This is a genomic window from Shinella zoogloeoides, from assembly GCF_030733845.1.
GTDB lineage: Bacteria > Pseudomonadota > Alphaproteobacteria > Rhizobiales > Rhizobiaceae > Shinella > Shinella zoogloeoides_C.
In genome coordinates, this window is record NZ_CP132311.1 from 3,044,211 (window position 1) to 3,061,584 (window position 17,374).

Annotated in this window: 17 protein-coding genes; 14 read left to right on the forward strand and 3 right to left on the reverse strand. The window is 65.6% G+C overall.

The features are described 5' to 3' along the window. Positions 1–29: 29 nt before the first annotated feature. The 4 genes from Q9316_RS15970 to hpaI are packed head-to-tail and all read left to right on the forward strand — an operon-like array spanning position 30 to position 3,944. Entirely contained in the window at positions 30–1,436 is a 1,407-nt protein-coding gene (locus tag Q9316_RS15970; RefSeq protein ID WP_306032563.1) for a pyridoxal phosphate-dependent decarboxylase family protein, read from the forward strand. A gap of 11 nt (positions 1,437–1,447) precedes the next feature. After that, the gene (locus Q9316_RS15975; RefSeq protein WP_306032564.1) at positions 1,448–2,323 is read left to right on the forward strand and encodes a fumarylacetoacetate hydrolase family protein; all 876 of its coding nucleotides are present in this window, start codon (positions 1,448–1,450) and stop codon (positions 2,321–2,323) included. 2 nt (positions 2,324–2,325) lie between these two features. Then, complete coding sequence (hpaH, locus tag Q9316_RS15980) at positions 2,326–3,129, forward strand: 2-oxo-hept-4-ene-1,7-dioate hydratase (protein ID WP_306032565.1); 804 nt, start codon at positions 2,326–2,328, stop codon at positions 3,127–3,129. 8 nt (positions 3,130–3,137) lie between these two features. Further along, complete coding sequence (gene hpaI, locus Q9316_RS15985) at positions 3,138–3,944, forward strand: 4-hydroxy-2-oxoheptanedioate aldolase (protein WP_306032566.1); 807 nt, start codon at positions 3,138–3,140, stop codon at positions 3,942–3,944. 3 nt (positions 3,945–3,947) lie between these two features. Here hpaI and hpaR read toward each other — a convergent pair whose 3' ends face one another. After that, positions 3,948–4,427, reverse strand: coding sequence for a homoprotocatechuate degradation operon regulator HpaR (gene hpaR, locus Q9316_RS15990; RefSeq protein WP_306035332.1), 480 nt, complete (start codon positions 4,425–4,427; stop codon positions 3,948–3,950). A 158-nt stretch (positions 4,428–4,585) separates the two neighbouring features. Here hpaR and Q9316_RS15995 point away from each other — a divergent pair, with 158 nt between their 5' ends. The 8 genes from Q9316_RS15995 to Q9316_RS16030 all read left to right on the forward strand — a co-directional run bounded on the left by Q9316_RS15995 (position 4,586) and on the right by Q9316_RS16030 (position 13,421). Next, a complete protein-coding gene (locus Q9316_RS15995) occupies positions 4,586–5,299 on the forward strand; it encodes a fumarylacetoacetate hydrolase family protein (protein WP_306032567.1) in 714 nt (237 codons plus the stop codon). Between the two features lie 108 nt (positions 5,300–5,407). After that, complete coding sequence (locus tag Q9316_RS16000; RefSeq protein ID WP_306032568.1) at positions 5,408–7,075, forward strand: amidohydrolase; 1,668 nt, start codon at positions 5,408–5,410, stop codon at positions 7,073–7,075. 344 nt (positions 7,076–7,419) lie between these two features. After that, positions 7,420–8,520, forward strand: a complete 1,101-nt coding sequence (locus Q9316_RS16005; RefSeq protein ID WP_306032569.1) for an ABC transporter ATP-binding protein — start codon at positions 7,420–7,422, stop codon at positions 8,518–8,520. Positions 8,521–8,527: 7 nt separating this feature from the next. Next, positions 8,528–9,463: an ABC transporter permease gene (locus tag Q9316_RS16010; RefSeq protein ID WP_306032570.1), complete on the forward strand. Its 936-nt coding sequence runs from the start codon at positions 8,528–8,530 to the stop codon at positions 9,461–9,463. Further along, on the forward strand, positions 9,456–10,265 hold the full coding sequence (locus Q9316_RS16015; RefSeq protein ID WP_306032571.1) for an ABC transporter permease: 810 nt from the start codon (positions 9,456–9,458) through the stop codon (positions 10,263–10,265). Before Q9316_RS16010 ends, Q9316_RS16015 begins: the two co-directional genes overlap by 8 nt. Before the next feature lie 18 nt (positions 10,266–10,283). Further along, positions 10,284–11,315, forward strand: a complete 1,032-nt coding sequence (locus tag Q9316_RS16020; protein WP_306032572.1) for an extracellular solute-binding protein — start codon at positions 10,284–10,286, stop codon at positions 11,313–11,315. Positions 11,316–11,419: 104 nt separating this feature from the next. Next, positions 11,420–12,850 (forward strand): amidase, encoded by a 1,431-nt coding sequence (locus Q9316_RS16025; RefSeq protein WP_306032573.1) that lies wholly within the window; start codon positions 11,420–11,422, stop codon positions 12,848–12,850. Positions 12,851–12,974: 124 nt separating this feature from the next. Continuing rightward, positions 12,975–13,421, forward strand: coding sequence for a pseudoazurin (locus Q9316_RS16030; RefSeq protein WP_306032574.1), 447 nt, complete (start codon positions 12,975–12,977; stop codon positions 13,419–13,421). 67 nt (positions 13,422–13,488) lie between these two features. On the opposite strand, the gene Q9316_RS16035 is transcribed toward Q9316_RS16030, so the two are convergent. Continuing rightward, positions 13,489–14,412 carry a cation diffusion facilitator family transporter gene (locus Q9316_RS16035; RefSeq protein ID WP_306032575.1) on the reverse strand — a complete coding sequence of 308 codons (924 nt, stop codon included), beginning with the start codon at positions 14,410–14,412 and terminating at the stop codon, positions 13,489–13,491. 148 nt (positions 14,413–14,560) lie between these two features. On the opposite strand from Q9316_RS16035, the gene Q9316_RS16040 reads away from it, so the two are divergent. Together Q9316_RS16040 and Q9316_RS16045 are read left to right on the forward strand one after the other, a co-directional pair. Continuing rightward, the gene (locus Q9316_RS16040; RefSeq protein WP_371877923.1) at positions 14,561–15,229 is read left to right on the forward strand and encodes an ankyrin repeat domain-containing protein; all 669 of its coding nucleotides are present in this window, start codon (positions 14,561–14,563) and stop codon (positions 15,227–15,229) included. Between the two features lie 47 nt (positions 15,230–15,276). Beyond that, positions 15,277–16,113 (forward strand): bifunctional allantoicase/(S)-ureidoglycine aminohydrolase, encoded by an 837-nt coding sequence (locus Q9316_RS16045; protein ID WP_306032576.1) that lies wholly within the window; start codon positions 15,277–15,279, stop codon positions 16,111–16,113. Positions 16,114–16,167: 54 nt separating this feature from the next. Here Q9316_RS16045 and Q9316_RS16050 read toward each other — a convergent pair whose 3' ends face one another. Then, complete coding sequence (locus Q9316_RS16050; protein ID WP_306032577.1) at positions 16,168–17,355, reverse strand: cyanate transporter; 1,188 nt, start codon at positions 17,353–17,355, stop codon at positions 16,168–16,170. Between the last annotated feature and the right edge of the window lie 19 nt (positions 17,356–17,374).

The window sequence follows — 17,374 nt, forward strand, 5'->3', positions numbered from 1 at the left end:
AAAACGCAATGTCATCACGGGAGTAAGACATGGATAGCGAAGAATTCCGCCAGTGGTCGCGCACCGTGGCCGACTGGGGCGCCGACTATCGGGCGGGCTTGCGCGAGCGGCCGGTGCGCGCGCAGACGAAGCCGGGCGACATCATCAAACAGATCGCCGAGGCCGCCCCAGAAACCGGCGAGGCGATGGAGACGATCTTTGCCGATTTCGAGCGGATCATCCCCGATGGCCTTACCCATTGGCAGCATCCGCGCTTCTTCGCCTATTTCCCGGCCAATGCCGCGCCGGTCTCGGTAATCGCCGACTACCTGGTCACCTCCGTCGCCGCCCAGTGCATGCTGTGGCAGACCTCGCCGGCGGCGACGGAGCTGGAAACCCGCACCGTCGATTGGCTGCGCCAGGCGCTCGGCCTGCCGGACGGCTTTTCCGGCGTCATCCAGGATTCCGCCTCCACCGCGACGCTCGCCGCCGTGCTGGTCATGCGTGAAAAGGCGCTCGGCTGGAAGGGCAACAGCGAGGGGCTGGCAGCGCACAAACCCGTGCGCGTCTACGCCTCGAAACAGGTGCACACCTCCATCGACCGCGCGATCTGGATCGCTGGCATCGGCGAGGCGAACCTCGTGCGCATCCCGACCAAGGGACAGCTCAACGGCATGGACCCGGACGCGCTCGACGCGGCGATCAAGGCCGACCTTGCGGCCGGCCATATCCCGGCCGGCGTCATCGCCTGTACCGGCGGCACCTCCATCGGCGCCTGCGACCCGATCCGCGATGTCGCGGCGGTCGTGAAGGCGCATGGGCTTTACCTGCATGTGGATGCGGCATGGGCGGGCTCGGCGATGATCTGCCCGGAATTCCGCACCCTCTGGGACGGGATCGAGGCGGCCGATTCCATCGTCTTCAACCCGCACAAATGGCTGGGTGCGAATTTCGATTGCTCGGTGCAGTTCATCAGGAGCCCCGAGGACCAAGTGCGCACCCTCGCCATCCAGCCGGAATACCTCAAAACCCACGGCCATGACGGCATCATCAACTATTCGGAATGGACCGTCCCGCTCGGCCGCCGCTTCCGCGCGCTGAAACTGTGGTTCCTGATGCGCTACCACGGCCTCGAAGGCCTGCGCACGATGATCCGCAACCATGTCGCATGGTCGGAAGAGTTGGCGGCGCGGCTTGCCGCCGAGCCGGATTTCGAGATCGTCAGCGCGCCGGTCCTGTCGCTCTTCTCCTTCCGCCACAAGGGCGGCGAGGATGCCGACCGGCACAATATCGCCCTCGTCAATGCCATCAACGACGACGGCCGCATCTACCTCACCCAGACCCGCGTCGAGGGCCGTATCGCCATCCGCTTCCAGGCGGGCCAGTTCGAAATGACCCGCGACGACGCCGACACCGCCTTCAAGGTGATCACCGAGATCGCCCGCGTATTGAAATAGGAGAGACCACCATGACCGAACGGCCCCGCCTCGCCGGCTTTTCCCGTCAGGGCGTCAAGAAGTACGGCGTCGTCAAGGACGACGGCGTGGTCGATCTCTCGGCGCGACACGGCGAGCGCTGGCCGAGCCTGCGCGAGGTGATCGAGGCGGGGGCTCTGGCAACGCTGGCGGCAGAGGCGGCGGCGCTTCCGGCCGACTACCCTCTCGCCGACATCACCTACGAAATTCCGATCCCCGCGCCGGAAAAGATCATCTGCGTCGGCGTCAACTTTCCCGACCGCAACGAGGAATACAAGGACGGCCAGGCCGCCCCGCCCAACCCCTCGCTGTTCATTCGCTTCCCGCGCTCCTTCACCGGCCACGGCCGGCCTCTGATCCGCCCGCCGGAAAGCCCGCAGCTCGATTATGAAGGCGAGATCGCCATCGTCATCGGCAAGGGCGGGCGGCGCATTGCCGAGAAAGATGCGCTCGACCACATCGCCGCGCTCACCCTCTGCAACGAGGGCACGATCCGCGACTGGGTGCGGCACGCCAAGTTCAACGTCACGCAGGGCAAGAACTTCGACGCGACCGGCGCCATCGGGCCCTGGCTGGTGCCCTATACGGACGAAAGCCAGCTTGCCGACGTGAAGCTCGAGACCCGCGTCAACGGCGAGGTGCGCCAGAGCGACCGCACCGGCCGCATGATCTTCTCCTTCCGCAAGATCATCAACTACATCTCCACCTTCACGACGCTCGTGCCCGGCGACGTCATCGTCTGCGGCACGCCGACCGGGGCCGGCGCACGCTTCGACCCGCCGATCTGGCTGAAGCCGGGCGACGTGGTGGAAGTCGAGGCCGAAGGCATCGGCATGCTGCGCAACACCATCGCCGACGAGGTTTTCTGACCATGCTGACACACAACGATATCCGCGCTGCCGCGACAAGCCTCGATGAGGCCGAGCGCAGCCGCGTCCAGACCGGCCTCCTCTCGCTGAAACACCCCGAGATCACCATGGACGACGCCTATGCGATCCAGAGCGCCTGGGTGCGGAAGAAGATCGCCGATGGGCGCCGCGTGATCGGCTGGAAGATCGGCCTCACCTCCAAGGCGATGCAATATGCGCTGAACATCGACATCCCCGATTCCGGCGTGCTCTTCGATGACATGGTCTTCGAGGACGGCGCGACGGTGCCGGCGGACCGCTTCATCCAGCCGCGCGTCGAGGCGGAAATCGCCTTCGTCATGAAGGCGCCGCTGAAAGGCCCCGGCATCACCGTGTTCGACGTGCTGAACGCTACCGACTACGTCACCCCCGCCCTTGAAATCCTCGACACCCGCATCCTGCGCGTCGATCCCGCGACGAAGAAGGCGCGTACCATTTTCGACACGATCTCCGACAATGCCGCCAATGCCGGCATCGTCACGGGCGGACGCGCCGTGCGCCCCGATCAGATCGACATGCGCTGGATGGGCGCCATCGTCAGCCGCAACGCGGAGGTGGAGGAAACCGGCCTCGGGGCCGGCGTGCTCAACCAGCCGGCGCGCGGCGTCGCCTGGCTCGCCAACCGTCTTTCGCAATATGGCGACGGCATCGAGGCGGGCCAGATCGTGCTCGCCGGTTCCTTCATCCGGCCGGTGGAAGCCCGCCATGGCGATACCATCATCGGCGATTTCGGCCCCTACGGCACCGTCAGCCTGTTCTTCGCATAGGAGTTCCCATGCCCGCCCCGAAAAACCGCTTCAAGCAGGCGCTGAAGGAGGGCCGCGCGCAGATCGGCCTCTGGCAAGCGCTCGCCAATCCCTACACGGTCGAAATCTGCGCCGAGGCAGGCTACGACTGGCTGCTGCTCGACGCGGAGCACGCGCCGAACGACGTGCCGCTGCTCGTCTCCCAGCTCCAGGCGATGAAGGGCTCGCAGAGCCATGCCGTCATCCGCCCGCCGATCGGTGAGACCTGGATCGTCAAGCAGCTGCTCGATATCGGCGCGCAGACGCTGCTGATCCCCATGGTCGACAGCAAGGCGACGGCGGAGGCGATGGTCAGGGCCGTGCGCTACCCGCCCCATGGCGTGCGCGGCGTCGGCGCGGCGCTGGCGCGGGCCTCGGCGTTCAATCGCACGGTGGATTATCTCCAGACCGCCAATGACGAGATCTGCCTGCTGCTGCAGGTGGAAAGCCGTGCCGGCCTCGAAGCACTCGACGATATCGCCGGCACGGAGGGCGTCGACGGCGTCTTCATCGGCCCGGCCGACCTTGCCGCCGACATGGGTTTCCTCGGCAGGCCCGGCGCGCCGGAAGTGCAGGCGGAAGTGGAAAAGGCGCTGGCAAAGATCCAATCGCATGGCAAGGCGGCGGGCATCCTCATCGGCGACCTCGGCCTTGCGAAACGTTACTTGGAACTGGGCGCCACCTTCGTCGCCATCGGCAACGACGTGACGCTGCTCGTCAATGCCACGACGAAGCTTCTGGCGGATTTCAAGGCCGCCGAACCGGCAAAGGCGCCGTCGGGCGCCAAGGTCTACTGAGACTTACTCCTCGCCGCCCGGCTTGCCTTCGAGCTTCAGGGTGGCGAGGTCTTCCAGCATGTCGAGAAGCTGTTCCACGCGCTGCGCGCCGAAGCGGGCGTCGATCTGCGCATAGACGCGGCGGGAATCCGGCATCACCTCGTCGATCACCGCCTGTCCGGCCGGTGCGAGCCGCAGCAGCACGCGGCGGCCGTCGGCCTCGTCCTTGTGCTTGGAAATGAAGCCGCGCTCCTCCAGCGAGCGCAGCATGCGCGTCAGGCTCGGCGCGAGGATGAAGGCCTTCTCCGCGACCTCGGACGCATCGAGCATGCCGGATTCCGCCAGCACGCGCAGCACCCGCCATTGCTGCTCCGTCAGGTCATGATCGGCAAGGATCGGCCGGAAATGGCTCATCACCGCTTCGCGGGCCTTGAGGAGGCCGATGGCCAGAGAGCGTCGGCGCTCGCGCGGCGACGTATCCTTGCTATTGTCGGGGATGGTCATGTTTGTGAGCGGCACCGTTCGTCTTCCTGCCTCTATCCGCGATTTTTCGGGGTCGCGCAATCGAAACACAGTATAGGGCAAGAAGAACGGATCGATTGTGGCCGATCGGCATGCTAGCTTCCGCCGGCATATCAAGCCTGTCGAAAGTGCATCCTGCCATGACATCCGAAAACGCCGCCTCCGGCCGAGACTATATCTTCGCCCCCGCCCCGGTTCCCACCCTGCCGATCGTGGGCACGGCCGCGCTGTTTCCGGTGCACCGCATCTATTGCGTCGGCCGCAACTTCGCGGACCATGCCATCGAAATGGGCCACGACCCGGACAAGGAGCCGCCCTTCTTCTTCCAGAAGAACCCGGACACGCTCGTATCGCCCGAGCGCGGCTTTCCCTATCCGGCGGCGAGCAAGGACGTGCATCACGAGGTCGAGCTCGTCGTGGCGCTGAAGAGCGGCGGCAGCGACATCCCGGTCGAAAAGGCGCTCGATTGCGTCTACGGCTATGCCCTCGGCCTCGACATGACGCGCCGAGACCTCCAGGCGGAAGCCAAGAAACACGGCCGGCCGTGGGAAGTCGCCAAGGCGTTCGAGCACTCCGCGCCCTGCGGTCCGATCCATCCCGCCGGCACGGTCGGCCATCCGGCGGCAGGCGCGATCCGGCTTTCCGTCAACGGCACGGTCCGGCAGGACGGCGATCTCAACCAGATGATCTGGAAGGTGCCGGAGATGATCGCCTATCTCTCCCGCCTCTTCATGCTCGCCCCGGGCGACCTCATCTTCGCCGGCACGCCCGCCGGCGTCGGCGCGGTCGAAAAGGGCGCCGTGATGCAGGCCCATATCGACGGATTGGAAGACATCACCGTCGCCGTCACCTGACGGCACCTATCCCTTTGGCGTATTCCTTCGTTTTGCGGCCCGCGCCAAAGGACATGACCGATCGCTGAATGATCGATCGACGTCCGGGAGCAAGAGGAGGAGACCTGTATGCCCGTGCCCGCTGATCTGATTGTCGTCAATGCGCGCATCCTGACCATGGATGAGGCCAATCCGCGCGCCGAGGCCATTGCGCTGGCCGGTGGCCGGATCCTCGCCGTAGGCACCGAAGGCGATGTCCGCGCGCTCCAGGGCCCGCAAACGCAGGTGGTGGACGCAGGCGGCGCTTCCGTCCTGCCCGGCTTCATCGAAAGCCATATCCACATGTTCGGCGGCGCCGAGGAGCTGGGCCACCTCCAGCTTGCCGGCATCGAGGGTTTCGAGGCGCTGAAGGCAAGGCTTTCCGCCCATGCCGCCGCCCACCCCGACGATGCGCTGCTGACCGGCCATGGCGCCGGCTACACGATGATCTCCGAAGACGAGCCGCTGACGCGCCACCATATCGACCGCATCGTGGCCGACCGGCCCGTCGTGCTCGTCGGCGCCGACCATCACACGTCCTGGGCCAACACCAAGGCGCTTGAGATGGCCGGCATCCTGCACGGCAAGGCCGTCAATCCCGGCAATGAGGTGGTCATGGGGCCGGACGGCCTGGCGACCGGAGAGCTCAGGGAAAGCGAGGCCATGTCGCCGGTCTTCCATCTCGGCGGGCCGAACCGCACTCATCTCGGCATAGAGACCGGCGGCGAGCCCGACCCGGCGCCGACCGCAGCCGAATGGGAGGCCGACAAGGCGATCATGCGCCGCGGCCTTGCCCATGCCGCAAAACACGGCATCACCTCGTTTCACAACATGGACGGCAATTTCTACCAGCTCCAGCTCATGGCGGCGCTGGAGGAGGACGATACGATCACCGTGCGCGGCCAGGTCCCCTACCATTTCAAGAAGCCGATGACACTCGCCGACCTCGAAAAGGCGAGCGAAATGGACCGGCGCTATAACAGCGAATGGGTTTCCTCCGGCATGGTCAAGGTCTTCATGGACGGCGTGCTGGAATCCGGCACCGCCTTCCTCGTCGAGCCCTATGCCGACCGCCCGGACTGGCATGGCGAACCCTATTTCAGCAATGAGGAATTCGCCGAACTCGCCACCGAGATCGACCGCCGCGGGCTCCAGATCGCCGTGCATGCCATCGGCGACGGCGCCGTGCGGCGCGTGCTGAACGGCTACGAGGCAGCGCAGAAGGCCAATGGCGTGCGCGACAGCCGCCACCGCGTCGAGCATGTCGAGTTGATCACCGAAGAGGACATGCCACGCTTCGCCGAACTCGGCGTCATCGCCTCCATGCAGCCGCCGCATCCACCGGGCGGCATGTGCTTCCCGCTCGAGCCGACGCTCTCGCGCATCGGTGAGAAGCGCCGCTATCTCGCCTATGCCTGGCGGCGCATCAAGGAGACGGGCGCCGCGCTCGCTTTCTCCTCCGACTGGCCGGTCTCGCCGATCGACCCGCTCTCCGGCATCCAGGCCGCGCTGACCCGCGCGCCGTGGGAAGAAGGCGACCCGGATCACTCGGTCAGCCTGCACGACGCCATCGCCGCCTATACGATCGGCAGCGCCTATGCGGAGTTCGCCGAAGACCGCAAGGGCATGCTGAAACCGGGCTACTTCGCCGACCTCGTGATCCTTGAGGGCGATATCGAGGCCGTCGAGCCGCAGCACATCCGTAACGTGCGTCCGAAGATGACGATCTGCGGCGGCCGAGTGACCTACGAGGCCTGAACCTTTTCCGATGGAACGTGGTGTCGGCAACCGCGCCGGCACCGAGTTGCAACACATGTCGGGCCCTCGCCACAAGCGGCGGGCACGGGCGAGTTGACTAATTTTTATTGCAGTGATATTTCACTGTGATATCAAAATCCGGTTTGTGATACCTTCCCGAGAGGAGGTCTGCGCGCCGGAGAGAGGCTGGAGCGGCGGGATATGCCTTGCGAGGAGCATGGATCCGGCAGTTCATCAGGGAAACCAGACCGGATCAACGCGCGGCACCGGCCGCGGCGCGGTTGGACCGAACGCATTTGACAGGGATCGCCGCAATCCGCGGCTCAACGGGAGGATGATCGATCGTGACGGATCGAACCCATAAGAGTGCCATTGAAGTCCGTGACGTGAGCAAGGTGTTCGGGTCGGGTGACAGCCCGTTCAGGGCTCTTGACCATGTGAGTGTCGACATAAGGGAGAACGAGTTCTTCACGCTGCTCGGTCCGTCGGGCTGCGGTAAGACGACTTTGCTGCGCATGATCGCCGGTTTCACCTATCCGACGGATGGCGAGATCCGGCTCCACGGCGAGGATATCGCCGCGCTGCCGCCCTATCGCCGCCCGGTCAACACGGTCTTCCAGAGCTATGCGCTCTTTCCGCACATGACGGTCGGCGAGAACATCGCCTTCGGCCTGGAAATGCTCGATCGCCCGAAAGCCGAGATCGCCAAGCGCGTCGAGGAAATGCTGGCGCTGGTCAAGATGGGGCACCTCAAGGACCGCAAGACGGCGCAGATTTCCGGCGGACAGCAGCAGCGCGTGGCGCTTGCCCGCGCGCTCGCCCCGCAGCCGAAGGTGCTGCTGCTCGACGAGCCGCTCTCGGCCCTCGACTACAAACTGCGCAAGGACATGCAGATCGAACTGAAGCGCCTGCAGACCGAGACCGGCATCACCTTCATCTTCGTCACGCACGACCAGGAAGAAGCGCTGACCATGTCGGACCGCATCGCGGTCATGTCGGCCGGAAAAATCCTCCAGGTCGGCGGCCCGCGCGATATCTACGACCGGCCGGCCGAACGCTTCGTCGCCGAATTCATCGGCGAGACGAACTTCCTGACCGCCGAGGTCGTTTCGGTTGCCGGCGACAAGGCGGATATCGTCCTGCCCGGCGGCACCCGCGTTACGGCCCGCCTGCCGGAAGGCTTCGCACCCGCGGGCAAGGTGACCGTCGTCACCCGTCCGGAACACGCCGCCATCACCGCCAATCCCGAGGGCGCGCATCTTCGCGGCACGCTGGCAAGCGTCGTCTATGTCGGCACGGACACGCATTTCCACATCGCGCTGGAAAGCGGCGAAAGCTTCTGCGTGCGCCGCCAGAACAGCCTCGAGCAGGGCACGCCCCTCGCCGAAGGCGATGTCGTCGGTGTCGTGCTCGAGACGGGCGCGGCGCAGGTGCTGAAAGATTGAGGCCCCGATGAGCACGATCACCAGCACCGCAAGCGAGGCCGCCCGCCGGGTGGACGCGCAGGACATCCGCAGCCGCTGGCTCCTCTCGGCGCCGGCACTTCTCATCATCGCGCTCGCGGCCATCGGGCCGCTCGCCATCGTCTTCGTCTATTCCTTCCTGATGCCCGGCAGCTACGGCGACGTCGTCTGGACCTTCTCCCCCGATGCCTGGATCTCGGTGCTCTTCGAGAAGGATATCTTCGACGGCACCTGGTCGATCGCCGACGCACACCTGTCGATCTTCTGGCGTTCCGTCTGGCTGTCGTTGCTGACCACGATCGCCACGCTCCTGCTCGGCTTCCCCACCGCCTATTTCATCGCGACGCGGCCGGAGCGCACGCGCGAGATCTGGCTCTTCCTCATCACCATTCCCTTCTGGACGAACCTGCTCATCCGCACCTTCGCGATCCAGGAACTGATCCGCAACGAGGGCATGATCAACACGCTTCTCATGAAGGTCGGCATCATCTCCGCGCCGATCCAGATGATGTATACCGACTTCGCGATCCTTCTCGGCATGACCTACGTCTTCTTTCCGCTGATGGTGCTGCCGCTCTATGCCAGCCTGGAGAAGGTCGATTTCCGCCTCGTCGAGGCGGGCTACGATCTCTATGCCAGCCGCTGGCGCGTGCTGAAACGCATCGTCCTGCCACTGGTCAAGCCGGGCATCGTCGCCGGCTCCATTCTCGTCTTCATTCCATCGCTCGGCTCCTACGTCACCCCGCGCATGCTGGGCGGCGGCAGCAAGATGATGCTTGGCAACCTGATCGAACTGCAATTCGGCCAGGGCCGCAACTGGCCGCTCGGCGCCTCGCTCTCCATGGCGCTGCTCGCCATCGTCATGGTCGCGCTCATGGTCCAGGTCAAGTTCACCGGCCGCCAGGGAGGAAACGCCCATGGCTAACCCCACCGAAGCCTTCGACGTCCGCCGCCAGACCGGCTTCCCGACCGTCGCCGTGCTCTGCTTCTTCCTGCTCTACCTGCCGATCGCCGCGCTCGTCGTCTTCGCCTTCAACGACGGCATGTCGATCGCCACCTGGGAGGGCACGTCGCTGCGCTGGTTCGAGGCGGCGTGGAACAACGACAAGGTGGTGGAAGCCTCGATCCGCTCCGTGCAGATCGCCGCCGCGGCCGCCGTCATCGCCACGGTGGTCGCCACCATGGCCGCCGTCGCGACCACTCGCACGCGCCAATATCGCGGCCTCAATGCGAAATACGCCTTCATCAACATGCCGCTGATGGTGCCCGAGATCGTCGTCGCCGTCGCGCTCCTGATCTTCTTCTCGCGCATCAAGATGGCAACCGGCTATTCCGGCCTCGGCTACCTGATCGCCGCGCACACCGCCTTCTGCATTCCCTTCGCCTACTTGCCGATCCGGGCGCGGCTGGAGACCATGGACCTGTCGCTGGAGACGGCCGCCGCCGATCTCTACGCCACCCCCTTCAAGGCCTTCCGCCGGGTGACATTGCCGCTGCTCTGGCCCGGTATCCTCGCCGGCCTGATGCTCGCCTTCGTCATCTCGCTGGATGACGTGGTCATCACCGAATTCGTCAAGTCGGGCGGCCAGGACACGCTGCCGACCTACATGCTCGGCCAGCTGCGCCGCGTCGTCACCCCGGAAATGAACGCGATCTCGACGGTCTTCCTCATCCTCTCCGTCGCCATCGTCACCGTCTTCTTCTTCATCAGCCGTAAGAAGGATTAACCCATGGGAGGAAAACACATGACGCGCATTCTCGGCACGGCCACGCTCGGCCTCGCCCTCTTGAGCTCCACCGCCGCATACGCTGCCGGCGAGCTCAACATCTTCAACTGGGGCAACTACACCAGCCCCGACCTCATCAAGAAGTTCGAGAAGGAGTTCGACGTCAAGGTCTCCGTGACCGACTACGACTCGAACGACACTGCGCTCGCCAAGATCCGCCAAGGCGGCCACGGCTTCGACATCGTCGTGCCCTCCGCCAACATACTGCAGATCTGGATCGACGAAGGCCTGCTGCTCGAGGCCCGGCCGGACCAGATGGAGAATTTCAAGAACGTCGACGAGCGCTGGGTGGACGTGCCCTTCGATCCGGGCCGCCACTACACCGTTCCGTGGCAGTGGGGCACGACAGGCGTCTTCACCAACAAATCGGTCTACAAGGGCGACCCGAACACCTCGGCGATCTTCCTCGACCCGCCGCCGGAGCTGGAAGGCAAGATCATCGTCGTGCCGGAGATGGCCGACATCATGTTCCTCGCCATCCGCTATGCCGGGGGCGAGCCCTGCACGAACGACCTGACGATCCTCAAGAAGGTGCGCGACACGATGGTCGCGGCGAAGGCCAAGTGGCTCTCCGTCGACTACGGCACGACCGAGCAGCTTGTGAAGGGCGACTTTGCCGGCGGCACCGGCTGGAGCGGCGCCACCTTCCGCGCGCGCCTGCAGAACCCCGATATCGTCTACGGCTACCCGAAGGAAGGCTATCCGGTCTGGATGGACAATGTCGCGATCCTCAAGGACGCCAAGAACGTCGACAATGCCAAGCTCTTCCTGAACTTCATCATGGACCCGGAGAACGCCGCCATGATCTCGGCCTTTGCCCGTTATGCCAATGGCATCAAGGGCTCGGAAGCCTTTATGCCGGAGGATATGAAGACGGCACCGGAGGTCGTCATTCCCGAGGGTTCGAAGGCCGCCGGTTCGTTCAACCTCGCCTGCCCGCCGGACGTCCAGCAGCTCTATACGAAAATCTGGACGGACCTGATGAAATAAGCGGGTGGAACCATCGCGGGGGCGCGCCTTTGCCACGGCGCGCCCCTTGCCACTTGCGGTAAAAACCCTTTCGATGCCCTTTCCTTTTCAAGCAGGTCCTTCCCATGAATCTTGCCGAATATGCGAACCATGATGCCACCGGCCTTGCCGGGCTCGTCCAGCGCGGCGAGGTGACTGCGGCCGAGCTTGCGGCGCTCGCCCGGCAGGCCTTCGAGAAGGTGGATCCGGCCATCAATGCCGTGGTCGAGTTCTATGCGGATGCCGAAACCCTGCCAGGCCCCGATGAAGGCGCCTTTGCCGGTGTGCCTTTCCTGCGCAAGGATATCGGCGCGACCGAGGAAGGCCGCCTGCAGGAATGCGGCAGCCGGCTTCTCAAGGGCACCATCTCTCCTCATGACGCCTATTACACGAAGCGCGCCAAGGCCGCGGGGCTGCGCATCGTCGGCCGCAGCGCCGTGCCGGAACTGGCCTTCGCCGGCTTCACCGAAACCATCCTGGAAGGCATCACGCGCAATCCCTGGAACCTGGAGGCCTCGGCCGGCGGCTCCTCGGGCGGCGCAGCCGCGGCGGTCGCCGCCGGCATCGTGCCGATCGCGCACGCCTCGGATGGCGGCGGCTCGATTCGCATTCCCGCCGGCTGGTGCGGCCTTGTCGGCCTCAATCCCTCGCGCGGCCGGGTTTCCGGCGGCCCCGACGGTCAGGATTCCCTGTTCGGCCTTGCGCGCGAATTCGTCGTCTGCCGCACGGTGCGCGACATGGCGGCGGCGCTCGACGTCTTCGCCGGCCCGGAGCCGGGCGATCCCTTCGTCATCCGCGCGCCGGAAAGGCCCTATACGGAAGAACTGGCGCAACCGACCGGCAGGCTGCGCATCGGCCTTGCGCGCACCGCCTGGGGCAGCGTGCCGATCGCCGCGGACGTGCTGGCGGCGCTCGACGAGACGGCCGCCCTGCTCGCCTCGATGGGCCACACGGTCGAGGAGATCGCCTCCCCCGTCGAGCCGCGTGACATCATGGTCGGCGTGATGGGCGGCTTCAATCTCGGCCTTGCGGAACTGCCGGCGCTCGCCGCCGCCCTCGGCCGTCCACTGGACGACACGATGCTGGAGCCGGTGATCCTGAAGCTGATGCACCAGACGCTCGCCATGACGCCGGCCGAGATCGTCAATATCTTCGAGACCATGCGCAAGATCCGCCACGACGTCGCCATCGCCACGCAGCGCTACGATATCCTCCTGACACCGACGACGCCGGTGACGGCGCCGGAGCACGGCCGGTTCTCCACGACCCGACCCGACCTCACAGCTGCCGGCTTTTCCGAGGGCGACACCACGCTGTTCACCTTCCTCGGCACGTTCAACGCGACCGGCCAGCCCTCCGTCAGCCTGCCGCTCGGCCTGGACCGCAACAACATGCCCATCGGCCTTCAGATCGTCGGCCGCTTTGCCGACGAGGCGACGCTGGTGCGCGTCGCGCGCGATCTGGAGGAAGCGCGGCCGTGGAGCGGCATGCTGCCGCCGGTACACGCGCTGCGATAGAGAACCTGCGACAGGACGCCACGCGCCATCGCGGCCTTGTTTGATCAATGTCAAAGAAGGAGGGTGTTTCCGGGTCTACCTCTTGCGCATGAACGATTGACGTTCGTCAGCAAGGAGAATTCCAGTGCGTATCATGGCAAAGAGCATCGTCGGCGCGGCAGCAGTCATCCTGGCGTTTGCGCTTCCGGCAGCGGCGGCAGATTTCGAAGTGCATATGCTGAACAAGGGCGCCGAAGGCGCCATGGTGTTCGAGCCCGCCTTCGTGAAGGTCGCGCCCGGCGACACGGTCACCTTCATTCCGACCGACAAGGGGCACAATGTCGAGACGATCAAGGGCATGATCCCCGAGGGCGCCGAAGCCTTCAAGAGCAAGATCAACGAGAACTACAAGGTCACCTTCGGCACGGCCGGCGCCTATGGCGTCAAGTGCACGCCGCATGTCGGTATGGGCATGGTGGGCTTCGTGGTCGTCGGCGATGCGCCGGCCAATCTCGACGCGGTCAAGACCGGCAAGCTGCCGAAGAAGGCCCGCGAGCGCATGGACGCCGCCATCGCGGCAGCAGGCCTCTGACACATCCTTTCGGGGCGGGGCAGGAACCCGGGGCGGAGCGATCCGCTCCGGGTTTCTTTTCGCTTTGTCAGTCCGCCCATTCGGGGTCGGTGGTGAAGGCGATGGTCAGCCAGCGGTCCGGTCCCTCGTCGCCGATCGCAAGGCCGATCTCGTCGCGGATCCTGTCCCAGTCCTGCAGCTTCTTCGCCGGAAAATCCTCCGGCACGATGAAATAGAGCTCGATCTGCCGGCCGCGCCCGACGCGGGCGACATAGGCCCGATAGGAGAGAAAGCCGTGCCGCTCGACGACCGCCCTGGCGACCGCATCGACATGGCTTTTCAGGTCCGAGGGGGTGACGAGCAGGATATCGGCGAGCGCCTGCCGGATCGTGCCGGCCGGGATGGGGATGATCACGAGGCAGACCAGCGCCAGCGCAACCGGGTCGATATAGGGCGACAGCCATTCGTATTGCGTGCCCTGGATGAGGGAGCCGATGACGAAGGCGACGAGCAGCGCGCTCGTCAGCCCCGCCGACATCATCCAGGCCTTGGCGTCGAGCGCCACGAAATCCGACTGGATCGTGCGGTTCGCCCGGCTGCCGGCGATCGCCATGGCGATCGTCACCGCGAGCGTCACGACGGCATAGATGATCGCCTGGCCGAAATCGAGCGGCCGCCCGCCCGCCATGATGCTGCCGATCGCGTTGATCAGCGCGTAGATGGCCGCACCGGTGAGCAGGATGCCGTTGAGGCCGAGCACCATCGGCTCGAGATGCCAGAAGCCCATGGTGAAATGCTTGACGAGCCGGCCCTTGCCGGCCCCGCTGGCCGAAGAGGCGATGAGATTGGCGACGAGCAGGGCAACGACGGTCATCGCCGCGTCGGTCATCGCATAGACGCCGTCGAAGACGATGGCGAAGGAGCCCGAGAGGATACCGAACAGAATGCCGACGCCCGCCAGCAGGATCGTCACGGCGATGGAAATGCGCAGAACACCCTGTTCCGTCTTCATGGATCGGTCCCTTCCGTCCGGTCTTCCCTGCGGCTTATAGCCGGCGGTCCGGCCAAATTCCATCTTCTGAATGATCCGGATTTACACATTTAATTTTCTAATGGCGGCATGCCCTGCTAATTTGATGCCACAACCAATGGGATAGCGCATGCTGAAACTCGCTTTGCTCACGGCTTGGCTGTTCCTTGCCGCTCTCTGCCCTCCCCTTCTTGCCGCCGACGACGCCATGACCGCTCAACTCCACAAGGCGGCCGCGGCCGACGATGCCGCCGCCGTAAAGACGCTTCTCGCCGAGGGCGCCGCGATCGACGCACGCGACGCGAGCGGCGCGACGGCGCTGCTGGTCGCCACGCACGGAAACAAGGTGAACGCCGCCCGCGCGCTGATCGAGGCCGGCGCCGACGTCAACGCCAAGGACAGTATCGAGGACAGTCCCTACCTCTATGCCGGCGCCCGCGGCCACCTCGAAATCCTCAAGCTGACGCTTTCCCACGGCGCCGACCTCAAGAGCATCAATCGCTATGGCGGCACCGCCCTCATTCCCGCTTCCGAGCGCGGCCATGTCGAAACCGTCGAGACCCTGATTGCAGCCGGCGTCGATGTCGATCATGTCAACCGGCTCGGCTGGACGGCCCTCCTGGAGGCTATCATCCTCGGCGACGGCGGACCGCGCCACCAGAAGATCGTCGATCTACTGGTCAAGGCCGGCGCGAAGGTCGACCTCGCCGACAATGACGGCGTGACGCCGCTCCAGCACGCCCGCACACGCGGCTACGGCGAGATCGCCGCCCTGCTGGAAAAGGCGGGCGCGAAGTGACGTTGCAAAGACTATCGTGAAATACTCACAGCAAAGGGCCTGAGACGATGCAAAGAAGCTACTATTCCTCCCTCGGCGGCCATCCCCCGCAGAGCGACCTCCTGACCGGCCGTGCCGTCTTCACGGAGGCCTATGCGGTGATCCCCAAGGGGGTGATGCAGGACATCGTCACCAGCTTCCTGCCCTTCTGGAACGATACGCGCTGCTGGGTCATCGCCCGCCCGCTCTCGGGTTTTGCCGAAACCTTCTCGCAATACGTCATGGAAGTGGCGCCGGGCGGCGGCAGCGACCGGCCGGAGCAGGACCCGGAGGCCGAAGGCGTGCTGTTCGTCGTCGACGGCGAGGTGGAACTGACGCTGCCGACCGGCAAGCACACGCTCCAGCCAGGCGGCTATGCCTTCCTGCCCCCGGGCCTGAAATGGTCGCTGCACAACCGCTCCGGCGCCCATGCCCGTTTCCATTGGATCCGCAAGGCCTATGAGGCCGTCGACGGCCTGCCGCATCCCGAGCCGCTGATCCTCAACGAGAAGGACATCACCCCGAACGCCATGCCCGGCACGAACGGCGGCTGGGCGACGACGCGCTTCGTCGACCCCAACGACCTTCGCCACGACATGCATGTGACGATCGTCACGCTGATGCCCGGCGCGGTCATTCCGTTCGCCGAAACCCACGTCATGGAGCACGGCCTCTACGTGCTGCAGGGCAAGGCCGTCTATCGCCTCAACCAGGACTGGGTGGAAGTGGAAGCCGGCGACTTCATGTGGCTGCGCGCCTTCTGCCCGCAGGCCTGCTATGCCGGCGGCCCCGGCCCGTTCCGGTACCTGCTCTACAAGGACGTCAACCGCCATATGGCGCTGAAGCCCTTCGGCTCGCGCCGCTAAGCGCAATCGCTTGTGAAATAGAAACCCGCGCCCGACCGGCGCGGGTTTTTTCGTTCAGGCGGAAAACGGCATCGCTTTCGGATAGTGCCGCGGATCGAAGCGCAGATAGAGCAGCGCCGTCACCAGCACGCAGCCGAGATGCAGGATCCAACCGGCGGCAAAGCCGCCCGTCCAGTCATGCAGCAGCGCCATCGCATAGGGGCCGATCGCGGCGATGAGGAAGCCGCCGCCCTGCATCAGCGCGGCGAGCGCACCGGCCTGTTCGGGCCGTGGCAGGTGGTCGAGCGCAGTGACGATGGCGAGCGCGAAGCTGCCGCCGAGACCCGCGCCGCACAGCCCTGCCCAGACGACCGGCGCCGCGCCGGGAAAGCCGGCAAGGCCGAGGAAGCCGACAGCCTGGAAGGCGATCGTCATCCACAGCCAGCGGCGGCGGTCGATATTGCGGCGCGCGAGGATGGGAAGGCCGAGAGCGGCCAGGGCCTGGCACATCGCCATGACGGCGACGAGGCCGCTGCTGTCGGCACTCGTCCAGCCCTGCGCCTGATAGTACGGGGCGAGCCAGGCGATCATCGACGTGTAGCCCGCATTGATCAGGCCGAAGGCCGCCATCAGCGCCCAGGTCCGCGGCCGCCGCAGCAGCTGGCGGCTCAGCGTGCCGTCGGGCTTGCTCGACTGAACGTCGGAGAGGATGCGCCAGGCTGCCGCAAGCGCGATCGCCACCGGCAGCGCCAGCCAGGCGAGCGCCGCCCGCCAGCCATAGCCGGCATGGACGAGCACCGGCATCAGCCGCGCGCCGAAGGCGCCGCCCGCCATGATCATCGCGGAATAGAGGCCCGTGACAGCAGGCACATGCGCCGGGAAGCGCGCCTTGATGATGCCGGGAAAGGCGGCCTGGATGAATGCGACGCCGATCCCGCAGAGCGCGGCCGTCAGGATGAGCGACAGGCCGTCCGAGGCGAAGAGGCGGAGGGCGGAGCCGGCAAGGAGAATGGCGAGCGCGATCAGCAGGCCGCGCCGCGTGCCGATCTTCACCTGAAGGCCGGGCGCCACGAAGGCGCCGAGCCCCATCAGGAACATCGGCAGCAGCGTCAGCATCGCGATGCCGCCATAGCCGAGGCCCGTATCCGCGGCGATCTCGACCAGAATGGGCGCGGGAGCGGCAAGGAAGGGGCGAAGGTTGAGGCCGACAAGCACGACCAGTGCGAGCATCGCCAAATCGCCGGCGCGCGTATCCGTCATCATTCGCCTCACATGCTGAAAG